The 25,710-nt window shown below is 72.6% G+C and carries 24 protein-coding genes and 2 tRNA genes; 4 read left to right on the top strand and 22 right to left on the bottom strand.

Annotated features, from left to right (window positions below; translation table 11 throughout):
- Nucleotides 1–44: 44 nt before the first annotated feature.
- From AB0D29_RS22285 to AB0D29_RS22245, 9 genes are all read right to left on the bottom strand, one after another.
- A complete protein-coding gene (locus AB0D29_RS22285; RefSeq protein WP_362856499.1) occupies nt 45–701 on the bottom strand; it encodes a TetR/AcrR family transcriptional regulator in 657 nt (218 codons plus the stop codon).
- 119 nt (nt 702–820) lie between these two features.
- The gene (locus AB0D29_RS22280) at nt 821–3,076 is read right to left on the bottom strand and encodes a glycosyltransferase family 39 protein (protein WP_362856497.1); all 2,256 of its coding nucleotides are present in this window, start codon (nt 3,074–3,076) and stop codon (nt 821–823) included.
- Nucleotides 3,073–4,341: a bifunctional glycosyltransferase family 2/GtrA family protein gene (locus AB0D29_RS22275; protein ID WP_362856496.1), complete on the bottom strand. Its 1,269-nt coding sequence runs from the start codon at nt 4,339–4,341 to the stop codon at nt 3,073–3,075. The genes AB0D29_RS22280 and AB0D29_RS22275 overlap by 4 nt, the downstream gene beginning before the upstream one ends.
- 25 nt (nt 4,342–4,366) lie before the next feature.
- Nucleotides 4,367–5,881 (bottom strand): HAMP domain-containing sensor histidine kinase, encoded by a 1,515-nt coding sequence (locus AB0D29_RS22270; protein WP_362856495.1) that lies wholly within the window; start codon nt 5,879–5,881, stop codon nt 4,367–4,369.
- An 86-nt stretch (nt 5,882–5,967) separates the two neighbouring features.
- Nucleotides 5,968–6,735, bottom strand: a complete 768-nt coding sequence (locus AB0D29_RS22265) for a response regulator transcription factor (RefSeq protein ID WP_362856493.1) — start codon at nt 6,733–6,735, stop codon at nt 5,968–5,970.
- 76 nt (nt 6,736–6,811) lie between these two features.
- On the bottom strand, nt 6,812–7,693 hold the full coding sequence (locus tag AB0D29_RS22260; protein WP_362856491.1) for an amidohydrolase family protein: 882 nt from the start codon (nt 7,691–7,693) through the stop codon (nt 6,812–6,814).
- Nucleotides 7,677–8,015, bottom strand: a complete 339-nt coding sequence (locus tag AB0D29_RS22255) for an antibiotic biosynthesis monooxygenase (protein ID WP_362856490.1) — start codon at nt 8,013–8,015, stop codon at nt 7,677–7,679. The genes AB0D29_RS22260 and AB0D29_RS22255 overlap by 17 nt, the downstream gene beginning before the upstream one ends.
- 126 nt (nt 8,016–8,141) lie before the next feature.
- Complete coding sequence (locus tag AB0D29_RS22250) at nt 8,142–9,026, bottom strand: DUF2797 domain-containing protein (RefSeq protein WP_362856488.1); 885 nt, start codon at nt 9,024–9,026, stop codon at nt 8,142–8,144.
- Nucleotides 9,023–9,457: an Lrp/AsnC family transcriptional regulator gene (locus AB0D29_RS22245; RefSeq protein WP_351287821.1), complete on the bottom strand. Its 435-nt coding sequence runs from the start codon at nt 9,455–9,457 to the stop codon at nt 9,023–9,025. The genes AB0D29_RS22250 and AB0D29_RS22245 overlap by 4 nt, the downstream gene beginning before the upstream one ends.
- Nucleotides 9,458–9,564: 107 nt before the next feature.
- On the opposite strand from AB0D29_RS22245, the gene AB0D29_RS22240 reads away from it, so the two are divergent.
- Nucleotides 9,565–10,476, top strand: coding sequence for an SMP-30/gluconolactonase/LRE family protein (locus AB0D29_RS22240; RefSeq protein ID WP_362856487.1), 912 nt, complete (start codon nt 9,565–9,567; stop codon nt 10,474–10,476).
- Nucleotides 10,477–10,502: 26 nt separating this feature from the next.
- On the opposite strand, the gene AB0D29_RS22235 is transcribed toward AB0D29_RS22240, so the two are convergent.
- From AB0D29_RS22235 to AB0D29_RS22220, 4 genes are all read right to left on the bottom strand, one after another.
- The gene (locus AB0D29_RS22235) at nt 10,503–10,868 is read right to left on the bottom strand and encodes a PH domain-containing protein (RefSeq protein ID WP_319723656.1); all 366 of its coding nucleotides are present in this window, start codon (nt 10,866–10,868) and stop codon (nt 10,503–10,505) included.
- 67 nt (nt 10,869–10,935) lie between these two features.
- Nucleotides 10,936–11,817: a DUF6193 family natural product biosynthesis protein gene (locus tag AB0D29_RS22230; RefSeq protein WP_362856485.1), complete on the bottom strand. Its 882-nt coding sequence runs from the start codon at nt 11,815–11,817 to the stop codon at nt 10,936–10,938.
- Between the two features lie 73 nt (nt 11,818–11,890).
- Nucleotides 11,891–11,963, bottom strand: a tRNA-Arg gene (locus AB0D29_RS22225).
- Nucleotides 11,964–12,182: 219 nt separating this feature from the next.
- Nucleotides 12,183–12,273: transfer RNA gene (locus AB0D29_RS22220), tRNA-Ser, on the bottom strand.
- A 186-nt stretch (nt 12,274–12,459) separates the two neighbouring features.
- Here AB0D29_RS22220 and AB0D29_RS22215 point away from each other — a divergent pair.
- From AB0D29_RS22215 to AB0D29_RS22205, 3 genes are all read left to right on the top strand, one after another.
- Entirely contained in the window at nt 12,460–12,891 is a 432-nt protein-coding gene (locus AB0D29_RS22215) for an SSI family serine proteinase inhibitor (RefSeq protein WP_362856484.1), read from the top strand.
- A gap of 119 nt (nt 12,892–13,010) precedes the next feature.
- Nucleotides 13,011–16,397 carry a PAS domain-containing protein gene (locus AB0D29_RS22210; RefSeq protein WP_362856482.1) on the top strand — a complete coding sequence of 1,129 codons (3,387 nt, stop codon included), beginning with the start codon at nt 13,011–13,013 and terminating at the stop codon, nt 16,395–16,397.
- Nucleotides 16,398–16,410: 13 nt separating this feature from the next.
- A complete protein-coding gene (locus AB0D29_RS22205; RefSeq protein WP_362856480.1) occupies nt 16,411–16,986 on the top strand; it encodes an antibiotic biosynthesis monooxygenase in 576 nt (191 codons plus the stop codon).
- A 14-nt stretch (nt 16,987–17,000) separates the two neighbouring features.
- Here the strand turns inward: AB0D29_RS22205 and AB0D29_RS22200 are convergent, their stop codons facing one another.
- The 9 genes from AB0D29_RS22200 to AB0D29_RS22160 all read right to left on the bottom strand — a co-directional run bounded on the left by AB0D29_RS22200 (nt 17,001) and on the right by AB0D29_RS22160 (nt 25,688).
- On the bottom strand, nt 17,001–18,650 hold the full coding sequence (locus AB0D29_RS22200) for a long-chain fatty acid--CoA ligase (RefSeq protein WP_362856479.1): 1,650 nt from the start codon (nt 18,648–18,650) through the stop codon (nt 17,001–17,003).
- Between the two features lie 152 nt (nt 18,651–18,802).
- A complete protein-coding gene (locus AB0D29_RS22195) occupies nt 18,803–19,336 on the bottom strand; it encodes a SigE family RNA polymerase sigma factor (RefSeq protein ID WP_362856477.1) in 534 nt (177 codons plus the stop codon).
- Nucleotides 19,337–19,470: 134 nt separating this feature from the next.
- Nucleotides 19,471–20,637: a lipid-transfer protein gene (locus AB0D29_RS22190; protein ID WP_362856476.1), complete on the bottom strand. Its 1,167-nt coding sequence runs from the start codon at nt 20,635–20,637 to the stop codon at nt 19,471–19,473.
- The gene (locus AB0D29_RS22185) at nt 20,634–21,017 is read right to left on the bottom strand and encodes a MaoC family dehydratase (RefSeq protein WP_362856474.1); all 384 of its coding nucleotides are present in this window, start codon (nt 21,015–21,017) and stop codon (nt 20,634–20,636) included. The genes AB0D29_RS22190 and AB0D29_RS22185 overlap by 4 nt, the downstream gene beginning before the upstream one ends.
- A complete protein-coding gene (locus tag AB0D29_RS22180) occupies nt 21,014–22,057 on the bottom strand; it encodes an acyl-CoA dehydrogenase family protein (RefSeq protein ID WP_362856472.1) in 1,044 nt (347 codons plus the stop codon). The genes AB0D29_RS22185 and AB0D29_RS22180 overlap by 4 nt, the downstream gene beginning before the upstream one ends.
- Nucleotides 22,057–23,034, bottom strand: a complete 978-nt coding sequence (locus tag AB0D29_RS22175) for a bifunctional MaoC family dehydratase N-terminal/OB-fold nucleic acid binding domain-containing protein (protein WP_362856470.1) — start codon at nt 23,032–23,034, stop codon at nt 22,057–22,059. The genes AB0D29_RS22180 and AB0D29_RS22175 overlap by 1 nt, the downstream gene beginning before the upstream one ends.
- The gene (locus AB0D29_RS22170; RefSeq protein ID WP_362856468.1) at nt 23,031–24,188 is read right to left on the bottom strand and encodes an acyl-CoA dehydrogenase family protein; all 1,158 of its coding nucleotides are present in this window, start codon (nt 24,186–24,188) and stop codon (nt 23,031–23,033) included. Before AB0D29_RS22170 ends, AB0D29_RS22175 begins: the two co-directional genes overlap by 4 nt.
- A 206-nt stretch (nt 24,189–24,394) precedes the next feature.
- Nucleotides 24,395–24,706: a hypothetical protein gene (locus AB0D29_RS22165; protein ID WP_351287883.1), complete on the bottom strand. Its 312-nt coding sequence runs from the start codon at nt 24,704–24,706 to the stop codon at nt 24,395–24,397.
- 550 nt (nt 24,707–25,256) lie between these two features.
- Complete coding sequence (locus AB0D29_RS22160) at nt 25,257–25,688, bottom strand: DUF6344 domain-containing protein (protein WP_362856467.1); 432 nt, start codon at nt 25,686–25,688, stop codon at nt 25,257–25,259.
- Nucleotides 25,689–25,710 lie beyond the last annotated feature (22 nt).

Below are 25,710 nucleotides of genomic sequence, written 5' to 3'. Positions count from 1 at the left end.
CACTGACGGTGTCAGGGCCCTGAGCCGCGGCCTGGGCCCTGGTCTCAGGCCGTGGCCTTGGCCCCGGTCCGAGCCTTGGCCTCAGGCCCTGCCTTGGCCTCGATGCCCGCGATCAGGACGTCGAGCGCGAGGCAGAAGTCGGCCTCGGGCGCCCGCCGGACCGCGCCCCCGCAGCCCTGCAGGAACTGCGACACGGCCAGGTGGGCACCGGTCCGGGCGGCGTCCGCCAGGCCGGTGGCGTCCAGCAGTCGCTGGAGGGCGGCGTCGAAGGCCCGTGCGTGCGGGCCGATGTTCGGATAGGCGGCGGTGAGCGGAGCCACCCACGGATGGTCCGCCAGCACCCGCCGGTAGCCCCGGGCCAGCGTCTGCAACCGGGCCGGCCAGCCCGCCTCGCCGGCCCCCGGCGGCGCGGCCGGCGGCCTGAACTCGCCCAGGGCACGGTCCAGGGCGAGTTCGAGCAGATCGTGCTTGGTGTCCACGTACCAGTACAGGGACATCGCGGTGACCCCGAGCCCGGCGGCGAGCCGCCGCATCGAGAAGCGGGCCAGCCCGTCGGCGTCGAGCAGCCGTACGGTCGCGGCGGTGATCCGCTCCCGGTCGAGCCCGGAGGGTGCCTCGGTGCGGCGTCTGGCGGGGGCGGCGGGCCTGGCGGTCAGCCACACACTGGTCCGGGTCTCGCCCGGATCGGCCGCGGTCACCATGGAGGCACCCTCCTCACGACAGGTGGATCAGCCCGGAATGCCCGGTCCGCCCTCTTGATGCTAGGGGGTGTCCTGTCGATCGAGCCGGATGAGACCCGATCGGACCGGATCCGACCGGGTCATGACGTCGGGGCGGTCAGGTCGTAGAAGGTGGCCCCGCCGACCGTGGTCTCCTTGAAGCCGGCCTTGACCCAGCTCTCGATCTCGCTGCTGGTGCCGCCGCCCGGCCCGCCGCCCATCCGCGCGCCGCCCTCGGTGGCGCCGCCGGGCCCGCCGGTGGTGCCCGGTCCGCCGGTGGTGCCGCCCTGGCCGATGAACCAGTGGATCTTCCCTTCCCGCACGTACGCCTTGAACTGCTCCAGGGTCGGCGAGGGGTCGCTGCCGTTGAAGCCGCCGATCGCCATGACGGGCGCGCCCGAGGCCAGCTGGTAACTGGCCGCGTTCTGCGAGCCGATGGCGGCCGCCGCCCACGTGTACTCGTCGGCGTCGGTGGTGAGGGCCGCCTTGGCCTCCGCGCCGACCTGCGCCCCGTTCAGCAGACCGCCCGCACCGCCCGGCCCGCCGCCCGTGCGGGCGCCGCCACGTCCGCCGTCGCGTCCGCCCGCGGTGCCCTGGCCCGGCGGCATACCGCCCTGCGGCAGCCCGCCGCCCGGCAGCGCGGCACCCGGCTGACCGGCACCCGGCTGGCCGCCGCCGGGCCCGCCCGTGCCCGGCTGCCCGCCCTGGGCACCCTGGCCGCCTCCCGGCCCGCCCCGCGGCACCTCGCCGGCAACGCCCCGGAAGCCGCCCATCATGCCGCCGGGGCCGCCCCGGCCGCCCGCCACCGCCGGTCCGGCGGTCACGATGGAACCGGTGTGCCCGGTGCTCACCGTGGTCAGGCAGTACGCCAGCGGCCCGGCCAAGGACGCCGCCACTCCCAGCGCCGCCACGGCCGGCAGCATCCGGCGGCCCGCCCGCGCGGCGAACGGCAGTGCGGCCGCGGCGAGCAGCCCGCCCACCAGCACCGCCCAGCGCAGCCACGGCAGATAGCCGGTGGCGCGGCCCAGCAGCACGTACGACCAGACGGCCGTGAGGGCCAGCGTGCCGGAGAGGGTGATCGCGGCGGCCGCGCTGCCCCGCTCCTCCCACAGGACGGCGACGCCCATGCCGATCAGCGCGGCCACGAACGGCGCCAGGGCCACGGTGTAGTACTCGTGGAAGATGCCCTGCATGTAGCTGAAGACGATCGCGGTGATCAGCAGCGAGCCGCCCCAGGCCAGGAAGGCCGCCCGGGCCATGCCGTCCAGCGAGTCGGTGGCCCGGCGGGCCCGCCAGGTCACCACCAGCCCGGCCACCAGCAGCACCAGGGCCGCGGGGAGCAGCCAGGAGATCTGTCCGCCGATGTTGCCCGAGAACAGCCGGTCGAAGCCGGTCTCCCCCCAGCCGCCTCCCCCGGCCCTGCCGCCCGGTCCGCCCATACCGCCCTCGGGCAGGCCGTAGGCCGCGGCCGCGCCGGTCCGGGTGCCGCCTCCGACGCTGCCGGTCTCGTTGCCGTTGATCCGGCCCAGGCCGTTGTAGCCGAGGGTCAGTTCCAGGAAGGAGTTGTTCTGCGAGCCGCCGATGTACGGGCGCGAGGACGCGGGCCACAGCTCAACGATCGCCACCCACCAGCCGCCGGCCGCCACCATCGCGAGCCCGGCCAGCAGCAGCTGGCCCAGGCGCCTGCGCAGCCGGGTCGGCGCGCAGACCGCGTACAGCAGCGCGAGCGGCGGCAGGATGACGAAGGCCTGCAGGGTCTTGGTGAGGAAGGCGAAGCCGACGGCGACACCGGCCCAGACCAGCCACTGGGTGCGGGCTCCGTCGAGGGCCCGCAGCACGCAGTACACGGTGACGGTCAGCAGCAGCGTCAGCAGGGCGTCGGGGTTGTTGAACCGGAACATCAGCGCGGCGACGGGCGTGAGCGCGAAGGCCGCCCCGCTCAGCAGCGCCGCACCGGGCCCGAACTGGCGGCGTACGGCGGCGTACAGCACGGCCGTCGTGCCGACGCCCATCAGGGCCTGCGGGACGAGGATCTGCCAGGAGCCGAGCCCGAACAGCCGGACCGACAGCATCATCGGCCACAGGGCGGCCGGGGGCTTGTCGACGGTGATGGAGTTCCCGGCGTCGGAGGAGCCGAAGAAGAAGGCCTTCCAGCTCTCGCTGCCCGCCTGCGCGGCGGCGGAGTAGAAGGAGTTGGCGTAACCGGAGGAGCCCAGGTCCCACAGCAGCAGGGCGGCGGTGGCGATCAGCAGTCCGGCGAGGGCGGGCCGTTCCCAGCGGGGCCGTTCGACGGCGCGCCGGCCGGTACGGGCCCGGGTCTCGGGGACCGGGAAGAGCGGAGTTGCCGCGGTGGTCATCGAATGTCGTCCTTCGCAGGAGTGTCGCGCCGGTCGGGGAAGACCCAGGCGCGGAAGAGCAGGAACCGCAGCACGGTGGCGGCGAGGTTGGCAGTGATCAGGACGGCCAGTTCGGTGCCGTGCGCGGGATCGGCGGTGGCCGCTCCGAGCGCCGCCAGGGAGCCGCTCGTCAGGGCCAGCCCGATGCCGAACACCACCAGCCCCTGGGCCTGGTGGCGCACGGCCCGGTCCCGGCCGCGGACACCGAAGGTGAGCCGGCGGTTGGCCGCGGTGTTGGCGACGGCGGAGAGCAGCAGGGCGGCGCCGTTGGCCGTCTGCGGGCCGGTCCCGCCGCGGAAGGCGGAGTAGAGGAGCAGGTAGAGCAGGGTGGACAGGGCTCCGACGGCGCAGAAGCCGAGGAGCTGGCGGGCCAGGCCGCCGTCCACCCCGGGCAGCGCGGTGCGGTCGCGCGGATCGTCGCCGAAGGGGCGGGCGAGCCGGTCGAGCGGGAGAGCTCCGACGGCCAGCGCCCGGCCCACGCGCCAGACCCCCTTCAGGTCCTCGGTGGCGGTCCTGACGATGTGGACGGTGGAGTCGGGGTCGTCGACCCAGTCCACCGGCACCTCGTGGATCCGCAGCCCGGCCCGCTCGGCGAGGACGAGCAGTTCGGTGTCGAAGAACCAGCCCGTGTCCTCCACCAGCGGCAGCAGCCGCTCGGCGACCTCGCGCCGGATGGCCTTGAACCCGCACTGGGCATCACTGAACCGGGCGGCGAGCGAGGACCGCAGCAGAAGGTTGTAGGCCCGGGAGACGAACTCCCGCTTGGCTCCCCGCACCACCCGTGAGGATCGGGCCAGCCGGGTGCCGATGGCCAGGTCGGAATGACCGGAGATCAGCGGTGCGACCAGCGGCAGCAGGGCGTTCAGGTCCGTGGAGAGGTCCACGTCCATGTAGGCGAGGACGGGGGCTTCGGAGTCGGACCACACGGTGCGCAGCGCCCTGCCCCGGCCCTTCTCCTCCAGCCGGGTGCTGCGTACGCCGTCCAGTGCGGCGGCGAGTCCGGCCGCGACCTCGGGGGTGCGGTCGGTGCTCGCGTTGTCCGCGACCGTGATCCGGAAGGGGTAGGGGAAGGTCCTGGTGAGGTGCTCGTGCAGCCGGCGGACGCACGGGCCGAGGTCCTTCTCCTCGTTGAAGACCGGGATCACCACGTCGAGGACGGGCTCACCCGGCACGAGCGCGAGGGGCGCCCGTGCCGGAAGGGCCCCGGGAGAGGTGTCGGTTGGCATGCTCCGACCCTCGTGGAGCGGCCTGTCACCGCTGTGTGGTGAGCCTGTGCCCCGTCTGTGAGTCCGGCTCCGCCGTGCCCGCGGGCCGGGCGAGCGGCAGTACGACCTCGAAGCGGGTCCGCCCGGGCTCGCTCTGTACGCCGACCCGCCCGCCGTGCGCCGCGACCACGGCCTGGACGATGGCGAGCCCGAGTCCGGTGGAGCCGGCCGTGCGGGAGCGGGAGGCGTCACCGCGGGCGAAGCGCTCGAAGACGTGGGGGAGCAGCTCCGGCGGAATGCCGGGCCCGTCGTCCTCGATGCACAGCCGGATGGCCGATGTTTCACGTGAAACATCGGCGATGACGGTGGTGCCGGGCGGGGTGTGCGTGCGCGCGTTGGCCAGCAGGTTCACCAGGACCTGCTGGATCCGGGCCGGGTCGGCCCGTACGGTCGCGGGCTCCTCGGGCAGGTTCAGGCGCCAGTGGTGCCCTGGTCCTGCGGCGCGGGCGTCGCTGACGGCGTCGACGACGAGCGGGGCCAGGTCGGTTTCGGCGTCGGCGGTGGAGAGCGGGCGGCCCGCGTCGAGCCGGGCCAGCAGCAGCAGGTCCTCGACGAGGCCGGTCATCCGGGTGGCCTCGGATTCGATCCGACCCAGGGCGTGCCGGGTGTCGGGGCCGGGCTCCTCCCGCCCCCGGCGGGTCAGTTCGGCGTACCCGCGGATGGAGGCCAGCGGGGTGCGCAGCTCGTGGCTGGCGTCGGCGACGAACTGCCGGACCCGCATCTCGCTCTGCTGGCGGGCCGTGAGGGCGGAGGAAACGTGGCCCAGCATCCGGTTGATGGCCGCACCGACCTGGCCCACTTCGGTCCGCGGGTCGGCCTCGGCGTCGGGGACCCGCTCGTGGAGGGCGGGCTCGCCCTTGTGCAGGGGAAGCTCGGAGACCCGGGTGGCGGTGGCGGCCACCCGGCGCAGCGGGCGCAGCGCGACCCCGACCAGGGCCTGCCCGGCGAGGGAGGCCGCGATCAGCCCGGCCAGGGTGACGCAGACCTCCACCCCGACCAGGGTGCGCACGATGGAGTCGACCTCGCGCAGCGGGAAGGCGAGGGCGAGGCTCCCGTCGGGCGCGGCCAGTACCCGGTAGGAACCCAGGCCCGGAAGGTCGGTGTCCACCGGCCCGGACCCGGCGCGCGCGCCCTGCCCGCCCTGCCCGCTCTGCCCGCCCTGTGCGGCCTGTGCGGCCTTCCGGGCGGTCGCGGCGAGGACCCTGCTCTGGGCCTCGGTGAGGACCGGCGCCTCGTCGGGCACGCCCTCGACGCGGACGTTGCGGGCGGACCCGAGCACCGTGCCGGCGGGGTCCAGACGTACCCCGGTAGCGTTCAGCGGGCTGCCGGGGGCCGTGACGAAGCCGGTGCTGCTCTGCCGGGCCGGCTTCCCCGCGGGCATCCGGACGGCCATCCCGACGGAGGTGATCAGCTGCTCGTCGAGCTGATTGACCAGGTAAGAGCGCAGGGCGAGGGTGGTGACGGTCCCGATGGCCGCGCCCACGACGGCGATCAGCGCCACGGCCGAGACGACGAGCCGGGTCCGCAGCGACCAGGGCCGGCGGGCACCCGGCCGCCGCCTCCCGCGGGAAGGGAAGCGGAAGCGCACTACTCGGCCGGCTTGATCAGGTATCCGGCGCCGCGCCGGGTGTGGATCATCGGAGCCAGGCCGGGGCCGCTCTCCAGTTTCCTGCGCAGGTAGGAGATGTACAGCTCGACCACATTGGCCTGGCCGCCGAAGTCGTACGACCACACCCGGTCCAGGATCTGCGCCTTGCTCAGCACCCGACGCGGGTTGCGCATGAGGTAGCGCAGCAGCTCGAACTCGGTGGCGGTCAGGTGGATCTCCCGGCCGCCCCGCACCACCTCGTGGCTGTCCTCGTCGAGCCGCAGGTCGCCGACGGCCAGGACCGAGCCGCCGCGTGCCGCCTGCGCCGCGCCCGAGCGCCGGACCAGGCCGCGCAGCCGGGCCACGACCTCCTCCAGGCTGAAGGGCTTGGTGACGTAGTCGTCGCCGCCCGCCGTGAGGCCGGCGATCCGGTCCTCCACGGAGTCCCGGGCGGTCAGGAACAGGACGGGGACCTGGGGGATCTCCCGGCGCAGCCGCCCGAGGACCGCGAGACCGTCCATGTCGGGAAGCATGATGTCGAGGACCACCACGTCCGGCCGGAACTCCCGCGCCGCCCGCACCGCACCGGCACCGTCGCCGGCGCTGCGGACCTCGCAGCCCTCGTACCGCAGGGCCATGGACAGCAGCTCGGAGAGCGAGGCCTCGTCGTCGACGACGAGCACCCGGCAGGGCCCGCCGTCGGGCCGTACGAGGGCCGCGTGGTTGCTGGTGGACGTGGACGCGTGGGAGGTGGTCGTCGCAGTCATACCGACCACGCTGTCCGGGACCTCTGAGAGCGTTCTTGTCCCAGCCTGTGAATTTCCTGAGAAACGGAACGGTGCCTCAGGCGTCGAGCCGGAACAGCCGGGCGCCGTTGTCGTGGCAGACCGCCCGGAGCCAGTCGTCGCCGAGGCCGAGCCGTTCGAGGGCCGCCAGCTGGTGCTCATAGGGGTAGGGAATGTTCGGGAAGTCGGTGCCGAGCAGGATCCGGTCGCCGAGATCGGCGAGCCGGCCCAGGTCACCGAGCGGGAAGGCGCTGATCCGCTCGGAGAAGTCGGTGAAGGCCATGGTGGTGTCCAGGCGCACCTCGGGGTACCTGTCGGCGAGGTCCAGGAAGTCGGCGTACTCGGGCATGCCCATGTGGGCGATCACCAGCGGCAGCCGCGGGTGGCGGGCCAGCAGCCGGCCGACCGGCTCGGGTCCGGTGTACTTGGCCGGCACGGGACCCGACCCACAGTGGATCACGGTCGGGATGCCGGCCTCGGCGAGCAGCCCCCACACCGGATCCAGCCGGTCGTCGTTGGGGTCGTAGCCGCCGACCTGGAGGTGTGCCTTGAAGATCCGGGCCCCGGAGTCGACGGCCCGGCGGACGTACGCCGCTGCGTCCTCCTCCGGGAAGAAGGTCGCGGTGTGCAGGCAGTCGGGGGTGCGGGCGGCGAAATCGGCGGACCAGGCGTTGAGCCAGGCAGCCATCTCCGGCTTGTGCGGGTAGAGCATGGCCGTGAAGGCACGGACCCCGAACTCCCGTAGCAGCGCGACCCGCTGTTCCTCCTCGTGCCGGTAGGTGATGGGCCACTCGACGCCGGTCAGCGGGCCGACCGCGTCGAAGTACTCCCAGACCTTGTCCAGGACCCGTTCCGGCATGAAGTGCGTGTGGACGTCGACCAGTCCGGGCAGCCCGAGGCGCTCCCGGAAGGCGCGGACCGCCTCAGCCGTTGCGGACAAAGCCGTGGCTCCGCTCGACCGTCGCGACGTGCAGGGTGTAGCTCTCGTACCAGTCGGCGCGGCCCTGCTTGATGGCCGCCCGGTGCTCCAGGTCCTCCCGCCACGCGGTGAGGGACTCGTGGTCGCGGAAGTAGGCGACGGTGATGCCGAGACCACCGGGGGTGCGGGCGGACTCGTACCCGAGGTATCCGGGATTCGTCGCGACCATCTCCTCCATGCGGGAGAGGGTCTCGGGATATCCGCTGTCGTCGTCGGTCCGGACATTGCTGAAAACGGCCATGACATAAGGCGGTTCGAAGGCCGGTACCGGCTGAATGCTCATGCCCTCCACCCTCCGCGGACCGCCCCGGCGTGTCCACCGCAAACAGCGCCGGAAGGCCAAAGGGATCCAAGTTTTGACCTTGGCCGACCACGTCTGACCGGGGCGGGCCGGGACGGGCGGTACGCCTCAGAACAGCCCGTCCTGCTCGGCGGGCGCGCCGGCGGCCGACGGGATCTCCGCCACCGGGACCGATGTCACCGCCCCGTCCCCCGGCGCGGTGAGCTCCCACCCGGCCAGCAGCCGGGTGTCCACGACGAGCCCGTCCCCGAGGTGCAGATCGGGACCGGCCGCGCCCACCAGCCGCCCCACGACGGCCCCGCCGGGAACCATCTCGGTGAGCACCCGCGCGGCGGCCGGCAACCCGTCCAGCCCGAACGCCCGGGCATGGTCGACGACTTCGCACCCCACCCGCTCCAGCGACTCCGGCCACCCGGACAGCGCCGCCGCCCGCGCGTGCAGCTCGGCCACCTCCCGGGCCCGGTCCGGTCCCGGCGGCAGCTGGGCCCGTACAGCGCGCTTACGGGCGTACGCGATCCGGTCCGGTACCCCGAGCGCCGCCCTCAGCAGCTCCTCGGTGCGCCGGGTCGCCATCAACGGACCGCGTCCCAGCCAGGTCCAGGCCACCGCGCCCTGCTCCAGCAGCCGGGCGGAGCCGCGCTCCTCGGCGGTGATCCCGACCTTGACCATGCCGGGCCCGAACCAGGCCAGGTAGACCCGGTAGGTGCGCGGGTCGGCGGCGTTGGTGTCGGCCGCCACGGAGAACGACCTGTCGAGGCGGGCGCATTCGGGGCACTGCGCGTTCCCGGCACGGCCGGGCACGAGGGCCGCGGTCGGACAGGGTGTCCGCCTCCCCGCCCGCCACACACCGAGGCAGTGCCGCTCCCCGATCGCGGCGAAGGCCAGCTCCTGCCCGTACGCCGGCACGCTCGTCCGCTCGCCGCGCCCCTCTCCGTACCACCCGATGGCCGGCCGGCCGTCCTTCCACCGGATCCCGGTGCACCACCAGGTCACAGCGGGAGCGGCCGTTCGAAGAAGGTGTCCAGCACGACCGTGGCGTGCGTGCCGCTGACTCCCTCGATGGCGTAGAGGCGGCGCAGGACGTCCTGCAGCTGCTCGGTCGAGGCCGTGCGCACCTTGACCAGCACGGAGGAACTGCCCGCGATGATGTGCGCCTCCTGGATCTCGGGGATCGCGGCGAAGTCGGCGCCGGACTCACCCATCCAGGCGTTGGAGTCGACCATCACATAGGCGAGCACCCCACTGCCCACGGCCGCCGGGTCGACGTCGATGGTGGTCCGCCGGATCACCCCGCGCTCCCGCAGTTTGCGTACGCGCTCGTGAGTGGCCCCGGCCGAGAGCCCGACGGCCGTGCCGAGAGCGGCGTACGACTGGCCGGCGTCCTGCTGCAGGCGCAGGACGAGCGCACGGTCGATGTCGTCCACGCAATCTTCCTCTCTTGGGCCTGTCGACCCTTGCGAAGACGGTACCTGATCCTGCAATCTCACCATCAGACCGAACAGAATTCGGTAGAACTGTCTCAGGGGGAATCATGTCTGCCATTGCCGACCTCACCTTGTACGAGATCCTGGACGAGCGCTTCCGGACCGGCCGCTGCGCCAACGGCGACGCCCGGCTGGAGCGGCTCTACGACGACTGCCGCTGGGCGGAGGGCCCGCTGTACCTCCCTGCCTGGCGGCAGCTGGTGTGGAGCGACATCCCCAACGACCGCATGCTCCGATGGGACGAGGAGAGCGGCGCGGTCTCGGTCTTCCGCTCCCGGGCCGGCCACTCCAACGGCAACACACTGGACCGCGAAGGCCGCCTGATCACCTGTGAGCAGGGCAACCGGCGCGTCACCCGCACCGAGCCGGACGGCACCATCACCGTCATCGCCGACCGCTTCGACGGCAAGCGGCTCAACAGCCCGAACGACGCGGTGGTCCGCTCGGACGGCTCCGTCTGGTTCTCCGACCCGGACTTCGGCATCACCAGCGACTACGAGGGCCACCGCGCCCCCAGCGAGATCGGCGCCTGCAACCTCTACCGGGCCGACCCCTCGACCGGCGAGGTCCGCATGGTCGCCGACGGCTTCCTCGGCCCCAACGGCCTCGTCTTCTCCCCCGACGAGAGCGAGCTGTACGCCGCGGACACCCGCGCGGGCCACATCCGCGCCTTCAAGGTCACCGACGACGGCGCCCTCACCGACGACCGCGTCTTCACCGCCTGCCCCCGCGTCGACAACATCCGCTTCGACGACGAGGGCCGGCTGTGGGCGGCCGCGATGGAGAACGGCGTCCAGTGCCACGCCCCGGACGGCACCCTCATCGGCCGCGTCCACGTCCCCGAGCCGGTCTCGAACATCACCTTCGGCGGCGCCAAGAACAACCGCCTCTTCATCACCGCCACCACCTCCCTCTACTCCCTGGTGATGTCGGTGACCGGCCTCCCCCGGGTCCTCTAGGCCGTCTCTTTCGGATCCAGCCCCCGCTACCGGGCCACGAACTGCGTCAGGATCGCCTGCACCTCGTAGATGTCGACACCCTTGGTGAAGGTCTTCTCGATCGGCGCCGGGCTCCCGGATATCCAGATCTTGAGCTCGGCGTCGAGATCGAAGTGGCCGGCGGTCTCCACGGAGAAGTGGGTGATGCTCCGGTAGGGGACGGAGTGGTACTCCACCTTCTTCCCCGTGAGCCCCTGCTTGTCGACGAGCACCAGCCGCCTGTCGGTGAACAGGATCGTGTCGCGGATCAACAGGAAGGCGGCGTGCACCTGCTCCCCCTGCCCCAGCAGTCGCGCGTAGTCCCGCTGCGCCGACACGGGGTCGACGGTGTGCGCATTCCCGAACAGTCCCATGAGTGCCCCCGTTTTCCAGCTTCGGACGATCTTCGAAAACCGTACCGAGGCCGGCGCGTGGTCGGCATCACCCGCCAGAGCCATCCCACCCCTGAGTACCTCCGGGGGACCCCCTCCCCATCGAGGAGGAGAGGCCCCCGACAGGACGTGCGCCGTCGATGTCACCGATCACCGGGGGCGGGGTGCGGGGTGCGGGGTGCGGCCAGCCTCCCTCGATGGCCGGGCCACTGCCCGCGGGAACGTTCGCGGCCACCAACGCCGCGGCTTCGCGAGCGCCGAGGCGGGAACCAAGGACGCGTGAGGGTATCTGCGGCGACCACCGCGAGCAGCGGAGAACCACGTTCCACAGATCGTCTCCGCTTGGCTCTACCCGCGGAACCTCCTCGTAGAACGGAACCTTGGTACTGCTGAGCAGGCTGAACTGACCGTGCGACGGGAAGGGGAAGAAGACGCGCAGGGTCGGCTGCGCGTACAGGGCCTCGGCCAGTTCGGCGTCGCCCAGCCTGATCGCCGGCGAGCGATCCAGAGTCAGCCGCCAAGCGGTCGACACCACCCTCCCGGGAGGTGCCGCATCCAGAGGATCCGCCGCCAGCAACGTCCACTCACGGCGTAGTTGATCGATCGGCGCCCCGTCACGCCAGGCGTGCAGGATGGCGCTCACCACCGCGAGGTCGTCGGTACTGCCGAAGGCACCCCAAGGCCGTCCGTGTACCGCTGAGATCTCGATACGGAACTCGCGTTCGTCGGCATTGGTGGCGTACACGGCGAACCGCGCCTCACCACGTGTGCCGCATGCGGCAACCGCGGGGTCGAACCCCTCGACGGGATCCAGCGGACCGGCATCGTGCCCGCGGCGAGCCGCCTCGCCGGCCAGCGCTTCCCGCAGGCCGCCCGGCGCCGCCAGCTCCGGATAGAGGCCGGACAGCGCTTCCCTCGAAGGTTCGATCATGCACGTACCGTATGCAGCGGGACCGGCAAACGGCAGAAGCCCCAGACTTTCGTCTGGGGCTTCTGGCCTGCTGTGCACTCGGCAGGATTCGAACCTGCAACCTTCTGATCCGTAGTCAGATGCTCTATCCGTTAAGCTACGAGTGCTTGGGCTTCTCGGGGTTTTGCGCCCCGTTGGCCTTGCGAGAACAACAATACATGGACCTCGCCGGGACGCGAAATCCATTAGCCAAACCCCTGCTGACCTGCGGAAACACCCCGGACGAAGATCGTCCGGATGGGTTCGCACAGAGGTCGGAGCCGAGCGGATTGCCCCGGAAAAGCATCGAAGCCCCGGTCCGTCAGGACCGGGGCTTCGATGAGGTGCGGAGGCGGAGGGATTTGAACCCTCGATGGGGGGTAAGCCCCAAACCGCATTAGCAGTGCGGCGCCATAGACCGGACTAGGCGACGCCTCCAGCACACCCCCGCGTACGAAGGTGCGTGCAGATGATGACACAGGCGCAGGGCCCCTCACCAATCCGCTCCCACGGTACTAGGCGGGACGGGCAGAGGGCAAAGCCTTAAAGCAGCCGCAGCACGCAACGTCGGCGGGCCCCCGTCGTTGGTCAGGCGTACGACGTACGGACGACCTGGAGTGCCCCATGCTGCGTCTCGCCGCCTTCGCCGTCACCTCCGCCCTGGCCGCCGCGGCCGCGGGCCCGCTCCCACCCCTGACCGTGCCCCTGGGCGGGCTGCTGGCGCCGCCCGACCGCCTCACCATCGCCATGGCCGACACCGGGAACCGCCAGTTGGACCGGGAGTACCGGCTCGAATGCGACCCCGTCGGCGGCGACCACCCCCAGGCCGCGGGCGCCTGCGCACGGCTGGACCAGCTCGCCAAGGAGCGGAGGGACCCCTTCGCCCCGGTCTCCAAGCGGCAGCTCTGCGGCATGCAGCACGGCGGCCCCGCCACCGCCCGCATCACCGGAACCTGGAACGGCCGCAAGGTGGACGCCACGTTTCGGCGGACGAACGGATGCGAAATCAGCCGCTGGGACGAGTTGGAACCTCTGCTTCCGAGTGGGCGTTCCTGACCTGGGAGGATGCGCGGAATGTGCGGTATCCACCGCACATCGGCCGCCCCGCCGCGGGCCTGTGGCCTTAGACTCCTCCCGTGACTTGCCGGTAGTTGTGGTCAGGGAGGAAGCTCGTCGTGAGCAGCAGGCCATCCCGAGGCGCTGCTCGCCTCGCAGCAATACTCGACGCTCTTCCGGACGCGCTGTTGCTCGTCAACGCCAACGGCACGGTCGTCAACGCCAATTCGATCGCTCTCGAGGTCATGGAGAGTCCCGGCACGGGACTCGTCGGCCGGGGCGTGCTCGACCTCCTGCCCGAGTTCGACTCCAAGCTGATCCCCGGCTCCATGCGCCGGCCCGGCGAGGACGACGGCGGCCGCGCCAAACCCAAGCGGATGATCGCGCGCCGCACCGACGGCTCCGAGTTCCCCGTCGAGATCACCAGCGCCCATCTCGACGGCCGCGACGCCTACCGCGAGCCGCAACCCTCGTACACCGGTGACGAGCTGCTGATGCTCGTGGTCCGGGACCTCTCGCAGACCGTGGACACCGAGGCCGAGCTGGCCCGCTCCCAGCGGCAGACCGAGATGATCCTGCGCGCCGCCGCCGAGGGCGTCGTGGGCACTGACACCGACGGCCGGGTGGTGCTGGTCAATCCGGCCGCCGCCCAGATCCTCGGCTACCGCGCCACCGACCTCGGCAACCGCGAACTGCACGGCCTGGTCCAGCACTCCCGCGCCGACGGCTCGCCGTTCCCCTTCGAGGAGTCCCCGCTCGCCGACACCCTGCGCAGCGGGCGCAAGCACCGCGTACGCGGGCAGGTGTTGTGGAACAAGGCCGGGCAGCCGGTCGCCGTGGACCTGACGACCTCTCCCGTACGGGACGGGGAGCAGCTCGTCGGCGCGGTCATGACCTTCACCGACCGGCGGCCCTACGACGCTCTGGCCGCGCGGCACGCGCAGCTGCTGGCCGTCCTCGGCGACTCGCTGCGCGGCCCGCTGGACGAGCTGCGCGGTGAGCTGGCGACCCTGGCCGCCGACGACGCCGGACAGCTGTGGCCCGAGGCCAACCAGCTGCTGCACCACCTGGCCGCCGGGTACTCGCGGATGACCACGCTGGTGGACAACGTGCTCGGCTTCCAGCGCCTGGACTCCGGCGGCGCCCGGCTCGCCAAGAAGAAGGTTCTGATCAACACCGTCGTGACGGCGGGCGTCGACGGCGCGGTCGATCTGATCGGTCCGGGCCGCGTGCAGTTCGCCGTCCACGCGCCGACCATCGAGGCCGAGGTGGACGGCGCCCGTATCGCGACCGCGCTCGCGCACCTCGTGGCGGACGTCGCCGGGGTGGACGCCACCGGCAAGACCGCCCAGGGCAGCGGGTACGGCGACTCGACGATCGTGGTGGCCGCCGCCCAGCGCGGGGACGTCGTACGGATCGAGGTGCGCGGGCCGTACGAGGGCGGGAACCCGGTCCACGAGCCGATCGTGCGGGGGATCGTGACCGCGCACGGAGGCGTGCTGCAGACGGTGGAGGTTCCGGGCGCGCCCGGCGGGGCGTACGTGCTGGAGCTCCCGCTCGGCTCGGGTGCCGGGACGGTCACGCTGCCGGAGCCCCCGGAGGAGCCGCCGGCCGGTCCGACCACGGACGGCGCCGGCACGTCCGGGGGCGCCGCCCCCGGCAAGGTCTCGGGCGGCCGGCGGGGCCGGCGGGGAGTGGACGCCTTCCTGGACGACGAGGCCACGGGTCCGGCCGCCGCGCCGGCCGGCCAGGGCGGGGGCGCGCTGGCGCTGCCGTCCGGACGGCGGCGCGCGGGAGAAGCGGGCCTTCCCGACGCGGGCCCGGAGCTCGCGCAGTCCCCGGTGAATCCGGCCGGACTCGGTACCGGGCGCAGGCGCGGCCGGGCCGGCGACGGCAGCGGCGAGGCCGACGGCACCGGTGGTCCGGGCGGAGTCCGTGGCCCCGGCGCCATCGGAGGCCCGGGCGGTCCCGAAGGCCACGGCGGATCCGGGCGGCCCGTGCCCCCGCAGGGCACCGCCGTGCCCGCGCTCCCGCCCGTGCCCGCGGTGCCCCCGGTTCCGCTGACCGAGCATCCCGCCGGGCGACGGCGGGCGCTGGGTCCGGCCGGTCCGGCGCAGCCCGGCGGCCCCGTTCCGGCGACCGGGCTCGGGCCGACGCCCGCTCCCGCGCGGCCCATCGCCCCCGAGGGCGGCTTCGCGCTGCCCGCCGGTCCGACTCCGGCCCCCTCCGCTCCGCAGACCCCCGCCATGGCCGGCCCCGCCGCTGCTCCCGCCGAGGGCGACGCCGACACCCCGGCCGGGCGCCGCGGTCGGCGCCCGCTGGGCGCTCCGGGCGGCGAACCCGAGGCACCCGCCGCGCAGCCCGCCGAGTCCGCCGAGAATCCGACCGGGCGGCGCCGAGCGCTGTCCGGCACCCCGGCCTGGCCGGTTCCGGCGGCCCGTACCGCTGCCGAGGACGACGAGGCCTCCGGCCCGGCCGCCGTGCCCGGGGCGCGTCGGCCGCAGGACACTCCGGCGGAGGGTCAGGCCGCGCAGCCGATCAGCGTGCGCGCCCTCGGCACCCTCGGGCAGGGCATCTCCGTGGACCCCAACGCCACCGGCGCCGGGTCGGGTGGCGGCTCCGGCCGTCGGCGCCGGCTCGCCGAGCCCGCCCCGCAGGGCCGGGCGTTCGCCATAGGGGCCCCGGAGGCGGGCTCCGACGAGGGCCCCGAGCCGCTCGACGGCCCGGGCGGCGCCGTCGAGGTGGTCAACCGGCCCGTCCCCCAGCCCGTGGACGACGAGCTCCCGCCGGAGCCCCTGGACAACCCGCGCCGGCTCCTGGTGTGGCCCGCGCCCGATGTGCAGACGCAGCAGGCGCTCAGCGACCGCGGCTACCGCCCGGTGATCGTGCACTCCCGCGAGGAGGTGGACGCGCAGATCGCCGCGTTCCCCGCCGCGCTGTTCGTCGACCCGCTGACCGGGCCGATCACCCGGACCGCCCTGCAGTCGCTGCGCCAGGCCGCGGTGGCCGCCGAGGTGCCCGTACTGGTCACGGCCGGGCTGGGGCACGCCACGCGCGAAGCGGCGTACGGCGCCGATCCGGCCGTCCTGCTCAAGGCGCTGGCACCGCGCGACAGCGAACAGCACCCCTCCCGGGTCCTGCTGATCGAGGAGCACGACGAGATCGCGACCGCGCTGACGGCGGCCCTGGAACGGCGCGGCATGCAGGTCGCCCGGGCGGGCGCCGACACCGACGCCGTGGAGCTGGCGACCCGGATGCGGCCCAACCTGGTGGTCATGGACCTGATGCAGGTGCGCCGCCGCCGGGCCGGGATCGTGGACTGGCTGCGTGCCAACGGGCAGCTGAACCGCACCCCGCTGGTCGTCTACACGACGACGGGCATCGACCCGGCGGACCTGCCGCGGCTGGCCTCCGGCGAGAGCGTGCTCTTCCTCGCCGAGCGGGCCACGACGGCGGACGTACAGGGCCGCATCGTGGACCTGCTGGCCAAGATCGGCACCAACTAGTAATCCTGGCCCGATGGCCATCACCAAAACGACCGAGCACACCGTCCCCGCCGACAACGGGGAGGTGAACCTGCTCATCGCGCGCCAGGTGGACCCGGGGCACGAGGAGACCTTCGAGGCCTGGGCCCACGGGATCCTGGAGACGGCCGCCGGCTTCCCGGACCACCTCGGGTACGGGCTCTTCCGCCCGGCGACGGAGGGCGGGCCGTGGTTCCTGGTCCACCGCTTCCGCAACCAGGCGGCGTTCCAGCGCTGGCAGGACTCCGCGGAGCGGGCCCAGTGGTTCTCCAACTGCCTCGGTCACCACCACACGGAGATAGCCCGCCGGGAACTGCACGGCATGGAGACGTGGTTCGCCAAGCCGGGTACGACCCGGCCCGCGCCGCCGCGGTGGAAGATGGCGATCAGCTCGGGGCTGGCCATCTTCCCGATCTCGCTCGCCGGCAACGCGGTGCTCGGGCCGTACCTGGTGGATCTGCACTTCGTGCTGCGGACGGCGGCCTTCGCCGTCGTCTTCAGCACCCTGATGACCTACGTGGCCATGCCCGCCGTCAGCAAGCTGCTGCGGCCGTGGCTCACCCGGGGCTAGCGGGCGGCGGCGCGTCAGTCGAGCTTGGTGACTTCCAGTACTCCGTCCGCGTACTGCTGGCGGATCACCTTCTTGTCGAACTTGCCGACACTGGTCTTCGGCACGGCCTCGATGACCGTCCAGCGCTCCGGCAGCTGCCACTTGGCGATGGACTGCGAGAGGAACTCGCGCAGCCCCGTGTAGTTCACGGTCGCGCCCTCCCTGAGGACGACGGTGGCCAGCGGACGCTCGCCCCACTTCTCGTCCGGGACGGCGACGACGGCGGCCTCGGCGACCTCGGGGTGCGCCATCAGCGCGTTCTCCAGCTCCACGCTGGAGATCCACTCACCGCCGGACTTGATGACGTCCTTGGCGCGGTCGGTGAGGGTGAGGAAGCCGTCGGGGCTGATGACACCGACGTCCCCGGTTTTGAGCCAGCCGTCGGCGCTGAACTTGTCCTCGGGCCGGAAGGGTTCGCCGGACGCGCCGCCGTAGTAGGAGCTCGCGATCCAGTTGCCGCGCACCTCCAGCTCGCCCGCCGACGCTCCGTCCCAGGGCAGGAGGTCGCCGGCGGGACCGACCAGGCGGGCCTCGACGCCTGCGGGGAAGCGGCCCTGGGTGATCCGGTAGGGCCACTCCTCCTCGGCCGTCAGTCCGGCCGGCGGGTGGGCCATCGTGCCCAGCGGGGAGGTCTCGGTCATGCCCCAGGCGTGGCAGACGCGGACGCCGATCTTGTCGTAGGCCTCCATCAGGGAGGGCGGACAGGCCGACCCGCCGATGGTGACGTGCTTCATCGAGGTCAGGTCACGCGGGTTGGCGGTGACCTCGGCCAGCAGGCCCTGCCAGATGGTGGGGACGGCCGCGGCGTGCGAGGGCTTCTCCCGCTCGATCATCTCGGCGAGCGGCGCGGGCTGCAGGAAGCGGTCCGGCATCAGCATGTTGACGCCGGTCATGAAGGTGGCGTGCGGCAGCCCCCACGCGTTCACGTGGAACTGCGGGACCACGACGAGGGTGGTGTCCCGGTCGGTCAGTCCCATCGACTCGGTCATGTTGACCTGCATGGAGTGCAGGTAGAGCGAACGGTGCGAGAAGACGACGCCCTTGGGGTCCCCGGTGGTGCCGGAGGTGTAGCACATGGCCGCTGCCTGGCGCTCGTCCAGCTCGGGCCAGTCGTAGCTGTCGGGCCGGCCCTCCAGCAGCTCCTCGTACTCGTGCACGCGCACGTTCAGACCGTCCAGCGCGGAGCGGTCGCCGACGCCGGAGACCACCACGTGCTCGATGGTCGGCAGGTGCGGCAGCAGGGGCGCGAGCAGCGGCAGCAGGGTGCCGTTGACCAGCACGACGCGGTCTGCGGCGTGGTTGACGATGAAGACCAGCTGCTCGGGAGGGAGCCGCAGGTTGAGCGTGTGCAGAACGGCGCCCATGGAAGGGATCGCGAAGTACGCCTCGACGTGCTCGGCGTTGTTCCACATGAGCGTTGCGACCCGGTCGTCCTGCTGTACGCCGAGTTCGTCGCGCAGGGCGCTTGCGAGGCGGGTGGCGCGGGTGCCGATCTCGGCGAAGCTGCGGCGGTGCGGCTCAGCCTCCCCGGTCCAGGTGGTGACCTGGGACTTCCCGTGGATCGTCATTCCGTGACGGAGTATGCGGGTGACGAGGAGCGGTACGTCCTGCATGGTGCTGAGCAAAGCGTCCTCCCGATGAGCGCTGCGGCGCTGCGGCGGCTACGGATGCTGCCGATTCTGCGCACATACCGCTCGGCATGTCACTACCCGGGGGTAGAAACCGCGTCGTGTTTCACGTGAAACATCCTCTGGTTTCACGTGAAACATTCCCCGCCTCACCGGACCGGAGTGAGCTCCGGATCCTCACGGAGCTTGCCCAACGCGCGGGAGACCGCGCTCTTGACCGTGCCGACCGAGACGCCCAGCAGCTCCGCGGTCTGCACCTCGCTCAGGTCCTCGTAGTAGCGCAGCACGACCATGGCCCGCTGCCGGTCCGGCAGCCGGGTCACGGCGCGCCACATCGCGTCGCGCAGGGCCTGCGCCTCCGCGGGATCGGAGGCCGGCGCCTCCTCGGTCTCCGGAAGCTCGTCGCAGACGAACTCGTCGACCTTGCGCTTGCGCCACTGGGAGGTACGGGTGTTGACCAGGGTCCGCCGGACGTAGCCGTCCAGGGCCCGGTGGTCCTCGATGCGGTCCCAGGCCACGTACGTCTTGGCCAGGGCGGTCTGGAGCAGGTCCTCCGCATCGCACGGGTTGGCGGTGAGGGAGCGCGCAGTGCGCATCAGGACCGTGCCGCGGGTCCGGACGTACGCCGAGAACGACGGGTACGGCGTCGGGTTCGAGGCGAGCGTGCACACAGGCGTGGTCATGTCTCCACGCTAGGAGCGCCCGCCCGCCGTGGGATCGGCCGCAGGTGCCGATGGGGGATCCATCTCAGGTTGTAGGAGTAGGGCGGGCCCCACCCCCTGAAGGTGGAGGGGGTGGGGGCCCTGAGGACCGGGTCTCAGCCGTCGGCGCCGAGGATCAGTCCTGAGGTCGGCACCCCGGTCCCGGCCGTGACGAGGGCGTGCGCCGCGCCCGCCACCTGGTTGACGGAGGTGCCGCGCAGCTGGCGGACGGCCTCGGCGATGCCGTTCATCCCGTGCAGGTACGCCTCCCCGAGCTGACCGCCGTGGGTGTTGATCGGCAGTGCGTCCGCGGCCACGAAGTCGGCGGCCTCGCCGGGCTTGCAGAAGCCGAACTCCTCCAGCTGCATCAGCACGAAGGGGGTGAAGTGGTCGTAGAGGATGCCCACGTCGATGTCCGAGGGGCGCAGTCCGCTGGTCCGCCACAGCTGGCGCGCGACCACGTCCATCTCCGGCAGCCCGGTGAGGTCGTCGCGGTAGAAGGAGGTCATGGCCTCCTGGCGGCGTCCGGCTCCCTGCGCGGCCGCGGTGATCACGGCGGGCGCGTGCCGCAGGTCCCGGGCCCGCTCGGCCGTGGTGACGACGAGGGCCTGGCCGCCGTCGGTCTCCTGGCAGCAGTCCAGCAGCCGCAGCGGCTCCACGATCCAGCGCGAGGCGGCGTGGTCGGCGAGGGTGATGGGCTGGCCGTGGAAGTAGGCGGCCGGGTTGTTCGCGGCGTGCCGGCGGTCGGTGACCGCGACGTGTCCGAAGGCCTCGGGGGTGAGGTGGTAGGTGTGCAGGTAGCGCTGGGCCGTCATGGCCACCCAGGAGGCGGGGGTCAGCAGCCCCCAGGGCAGCGACCAGCCGAGGGCCGCCCCCTCGGCCGAGGGCTCCCGCTGCTGGACGCCGGATCCGAAGCGGCGCCCGGAGCGCTCGTTGAAGGCGCGATAGCAGACCACGACCTCCGCGACCCCGGTGGCGACGGCGAGGGCGGCCTGCTGGACGGTGGCACAGGCCGCGCCGCCGCCGTAGTGGATGCGGGAGAAGAAGGACAGGTCCCCGATGCCGGCCGCCTGCGCGACGGTGATCTCGGGGCTGCTGTCCATAGTGAAGGTGACCATGCCGTCGACGTCGGCGGGGGTCAGCCCGGCATCGTCGAGGGCGGCGTGCACGGCCTCGACGGCCAGCTTGAGCTCGCTGCGGCCGGAGTTCTTGGAGAACTCGGTCGCGCCGATGCCGGCGATGGCGGCCCGGCCGCCGAGCTCGTCCCGGGTGCGCACGCTCATGCCGGCACCTCCGCGGTGACCGTCCCCGACACGTGGTGGCCGATGCCGTTGGCACCGACGACCCGGATCTCGACGGTGCTCCCGGACACGGCGGTGACCGTCCCGCTGAGGGTCATCGTGTCGCCCGGGTAGTTGGGGGCGCCGAGGCGGATGGCCACCTTGCGCAGGACGGCGTGCGGCCCCAGATGGTCGGTGACGTACCGGCCGACCAGGCCGTTCGTGGTCAGGATGTTCATGAAGATGTCCGGGGAGCCCTTCTCCTGCGCGAGCGCCGCGTCGTGGTGCACGTCCTGGTAGTCGCGGGAGGCGATCGCGCCCGCGACGATCAGCGTGCGGGTGACCGGGATCTCCAGCGGCGGCAGCGTGTCGCCGATGTTCATGCGTGTTCTCCCTCGGCTGTCGAAGCGATCGAAGCTCCCAGTTCGGCCAGCAGCTCGCTGCCACAGCCCAGGTAGGCGTCCAGCTGGCGCCCCCACAGGAAGTGCCGGTGGACGGGATGGTCCAGGTCGGCGCCCATGCCGCCGTGCAGGTGCTGGCCGGCGTGCACGACCCGCTTGCCCGCCTCCGAGGCCCACCAGGCCGCCGTCAGCGCGTGCTCACGGGCCGGCAGGCCCTGGTCGATGCGCCAGGCCGCCTCGTACGTGGTCACCCGGATCGCCTCGGTGTCCATGTAGGCGTCGGCCGCGCGGAGCATCACCCCCTGGTTGGTGGAGAGCGGCCGGCCGAACTGCTCACGGGTGGAGGTGTGTTCCACGGCCCGGGCGAGCGAGCCCGCGCAGACGCCCGCCTGGAGCCCGGCGAAGGCGGTCCGGGCGGCGGCGAGCGTGTCCTCGTAGGCGCTGTCGCTCCCGATGCGTTCGGCCTGGGCACCGGTCAGGGTCAGCCGGCCCGCCGACCAGGGGGCGGTGGTCTCCACCGGTGCCGTCCCCACTCCGGGCGCGTCGGTCCGTACGAGCCACAGAGCCCGGTCCGCGTCCGGGACCAGGACGTGCGTGGCGTCGCGCAGCCAGGGCACGGCGGGGGCGGTGCCGGTGAGGCGGCCGTCGGAGGAGGCGGCGATCCGGCCGCGGGCCGGGAAGGCTCCGGTGGCGACGGCCTCGCCCGTGCCGAGGGCGGGCAGCAGCCGGGCGCGCTGCTCGGGGCTGCCGTGCGCGGCCACGGGGAGGATCCCGTACGCGCAGGTGGCGGCGTACGGGACCTGCGCGGTGGTGCGGCCCTGTTCCTCCAGCAGCAGGACCAGCCCGAGCAGGCCGATCTCCTCGACGGCGGCGGTCAGTCCGGCCGTGGTGAGGGCCTTCCACAGTTCGGCGTCGCTGCCGGTGCCGACGGCGGCGAGGCGTTCGTGGGTGGCGAGATCGGCGAAGATCCGGGCGGCGAGACCGGCCGCGGCGGCCTGTTCCTCGGTGGGGTGGAAATCCATCAGCCCTCACTCCCGCGGAAGACGGGGAGTTCGAGGTCGTCGTCGACGCGCAGGAACTCCAGCTGGACGGGCAGGCCGATGCGCACCTTGTCGTACGGCACGCCGGTGATGTTGCTGATCATCCGGACCCCCTCGGCGAGCTCGACGAGTGCGACCGCGTAGGGCGGGTCGAACGCGGGGAAGGGCGGGTGGTGCATCACGACGTAGCTGAACACCGTCCCGGCTCCGGAGGCCTCGACGGTGTCCCAGTCGGGGCTCGCGCAGGCGTTGCAGCCGGGCAGCCACGGGAAGCGGAGGGTGGCGCAGGAGGTGCAGCGCTGGATCAGCAGCTTGTGGTCGCGCACTCCGTCCCAGAACCCCTGGTTGTCGCGGTTGACCACCGGGCGGGGGCGCCGGGCCTCGGGCTTCTTCTCCCGCTTGGCCGCGGGGGCGTACTTGAGGATCCGGAAGCGGTGGGTGCCGGCCGGTTCCCCGTCCGCCCGGACGTCCATGCGGGTGGTCACGAAGTGGCCGGTGCCCAGCTTGGTCGTCTTGCGGGGCGACACGGATTCGATGACGGCGTCGAAGGTGATCGCGTCACCGGGGCGCAGGGGACGGACGTACTCCTGCTCGCAGTCGGTGGCGACGACGGAGGTGAAGCCGGCTCCGTCGAGGAGCGCGAACAGGTCGTCGTAGGCGGAGGAGCGGTCGGAGTGGCCGGAGAGACCGCCCATCGTCCAGGCCTGGAGCATGGTGGGCGGGGCGATGGCCTCCGGCCCGGTGTAGGCGGGGTTGGCATCGCCCATCGCCTCGCACCAGTGGCGGATCATGGGTTCGTTGACCGTGTCCTTGCCCCGGCCCGCGGTGGCGGCAGGCTGTCCCTCGAAGGCCGCCAGCAGTGCGTGGAACCGGGCTGCCTCCTCGGCCGTGCCGGTTCCGGCGTCGGTACCCACGCCGGTGCCGGTTCCCGTGCCCGTGCTCGTGGCGTCCGCCGTCATCGCTTCCTCCCCTTCATGCCGAGCCGCATCATGGCGACGATCTCCCGCTGGACCTCGCTGACCCCGCCGCCGAAGGTGTTGATCTGGGCGGCCCGGTTCATCCGCTCCAGCTCGCCGCCCGCGAAGGCGCCGGGCCCCGGCCCGCGGATCAGGGCCTCCTCGCCCACCACCTCCTGGCACATCCGGTACACCTCGACGGTGGACTCGGTGCCGAGGAACTTCACGCCGCTGGCATCGCCGGGGGCCAGGCTGCCGCCGGCCACGTCCTGGACGAGGCGCCAGTTGAGGAGGCGTACGGCGGCCAGTCGCGCGCGGGCCTCGGCCAGGCGGGCCTGCACCCAGGGGAGGTCGGCGGGCCGGTCGCCGGTGACCGGGTCGGGGGTGCGGGCACGGCTGAGGGCGTACCCGTAGAAGTCCTCCGCCTGCATGCCGATGGCGGCGAGGGCCACGCGCTCGTGGTTGAGCTGGTTGGTGATCAGGCCCCAGCCGCCGTGCTCGGGGCCGACGAGGTTGCCGGCGGGCACGCGGACGTCGTCGTAGTACGTAGCGGTGGTCGTGAGGCCGCCGACGGTCTCGATCGGGGTCCACGAGAAGCCGGGGTCGTCGGTGGGCACCAGGATGATCGAGATGCCCTTGTGTTTGGGGGCCTCGGGGTCGGTGCGGCAGGCGAGCCAGATCCAGTCCGCGTTCTGGGCGTTGGAAGTGAAGATCTTCTGCCCGTCGATCAGCCAGTCCGCCCCGTCGCGGACCGCGCGGGTGCGCAGGGAGGCGAGGTCGGTGCCGGCCTCGGGTTCGGAGTAGCCGATGGCGAAGACGATGTCGCCGGCGAGGATCCGGGGCAGGAAGTAGTCCTTCTGCTCCTGGGTCCCGTACTTCATCAGGGTCGGACCGACCGTGTTGAGCGTGACCATGGAGACGGGGGCGCCGGCCCGGTAGGCCTCGTCGAAGAAGACGAACTGCTCGTCGGCGCCGCGGCCTTGGCCGCCGTACTCGACGGGCCAGCCGAGGCCGAGCAGCCCGTCGGCGCCGATGCGGCGCAGCAGTTCGCGCTGGAGGGCCGGGTCCTCGGGGACTCCGTCCGGCAACAGGTCCTGGAAGTACTCGCGCAGTTCGGCACGCAGCCGCAACTGGCCTTCGGTCGGGGCGAGGTGCACGGCGCTGGCCTCCCGGCATCACATCATCGAGGGAACCTGACTGTCCGTCAGATTCACCCGTGGTGTCAAGGTCGGGAAAGGGGGCGGGAGCGGCGAACTCCCCTCGGCCCCGGAAGGCGGGCATGCGCGAGGGCGCCTGCGCTACCGGACCCCAGCCGGTCCGGTCGCACAGACGCCCTCAAGAATCGGAGCGGCTCAGGCCGCATCTACCACCAGGGGTGGAAGTTGACCGCCACGTTCGAGTTGGCCTGGTGGATCGCCGTGAAGGCCGAGCCGTTGACCTGCGCGGTGTTGTTCTGGTTGGAGGCGCCGGAACCGGTGGCCACCTGCTGCGAGGTGGACGAGTTGCCGGCGTTGTTTCCACCCACGCCGCTGCCGATGATGCTGGCGACGCTCGCATTCGATCCGTCGTTCGCGAAGGAGCCGTTGTCGGCCGATGCCACACCGCCGAAGAGTGCGACGGCGAGGGGGAGAGCGGCGACGGCGGCGATGACGCGGGCGGTACGGATGCTTGCCATGTCTTTATCCTCCAGAAAACCGAAGTGGGACTCGCTCCAAGGCAGTTGGCCGACCGCCTCGGTCGTTCGTGGTGACGACGTCGCGAGACCAGAGTTGCCCACCGAATCCCCGGCGAACCACCCCGGAATCCCCGATTCCCCCGCAAGTATGACCAACATCGGATAAACCTCATTCGCGCCCCCGAAGGCCCAGGCCAGCCCCCTGGAACGGACTACCCCCCGTGGCACACAAGGGAGGAAGCGTTCCGCCAGACCGACCGGACCCGGACATGCCGAAAAGGGCCGCGCCGTCCGGGAACCCCACCGTCTCCCGGGCCTGCGGCCCTGCAATGCCAAGCTTCACGCCCCCTGCGCCCCCCGGCGCACGCCGGGGTGTTCCATCCGTGCCCCGCTCCGGGGGCACCACGCGGCGCGATCCACGGTCGCGACGACCGGGCTCCAGCGCCGTACAACTACAACTGCGGGTACGACGACAGACACGACTACGACTACGACTACGACTACGGCTACGGCTACGGCTACGAGTACGGCTACGACTCCGAGTACGGGATCACGCGGCCAGCGCGAGCGCTCCTCGGGCGGGGGCCACGGGGGCTCCGGCTGCGGCTCCGACTGCGGCTCCGACTCGTGCTCCGGCAGGGGATGCGACCGAGGTAAGGAGCGGAGCGGCGGTTCCCGCTCCGGCACCCATGGCGGCCGCGGTGGTCGAGCGGCGGACCGAGGGGGTCTTGCCGTGGGCCTCGGCGCGGATCCGCTGCTTGATGGTCGGCGGCAGCGAGCCGCCCCGCATCATCGCCCGCCAGGTCCGCCGCGCCGCGACGGCCGGCCGGGCGACGGGGACCACGGCCGCCGGGGCCGGGACTTCGACAGCCGGGGCGGCGGCCAGAGCCGCCTTGCCGCCGAGGCCGAGGGAGGAGAGGAAGGCCACGAGGACGGTGAGGACGGAGGTCCAGATCGACGTGAGGACGCTGCGGTGAGCCATGACGGGGTGCCTCGATTCGCGA

Origin of the sequence: Streptomyces sp. NPDC048424 (assembly GCF_040651555.1) — a bacterium.
Classification (GTDB): Bacteria; Actinomycetota; Actinomycetes; order Streptomycetales; family Streptomycetaceae; genus Streptomyces.
This window is presented reverse-complemented; position numbering and strand designations above follow the sequence as displayed.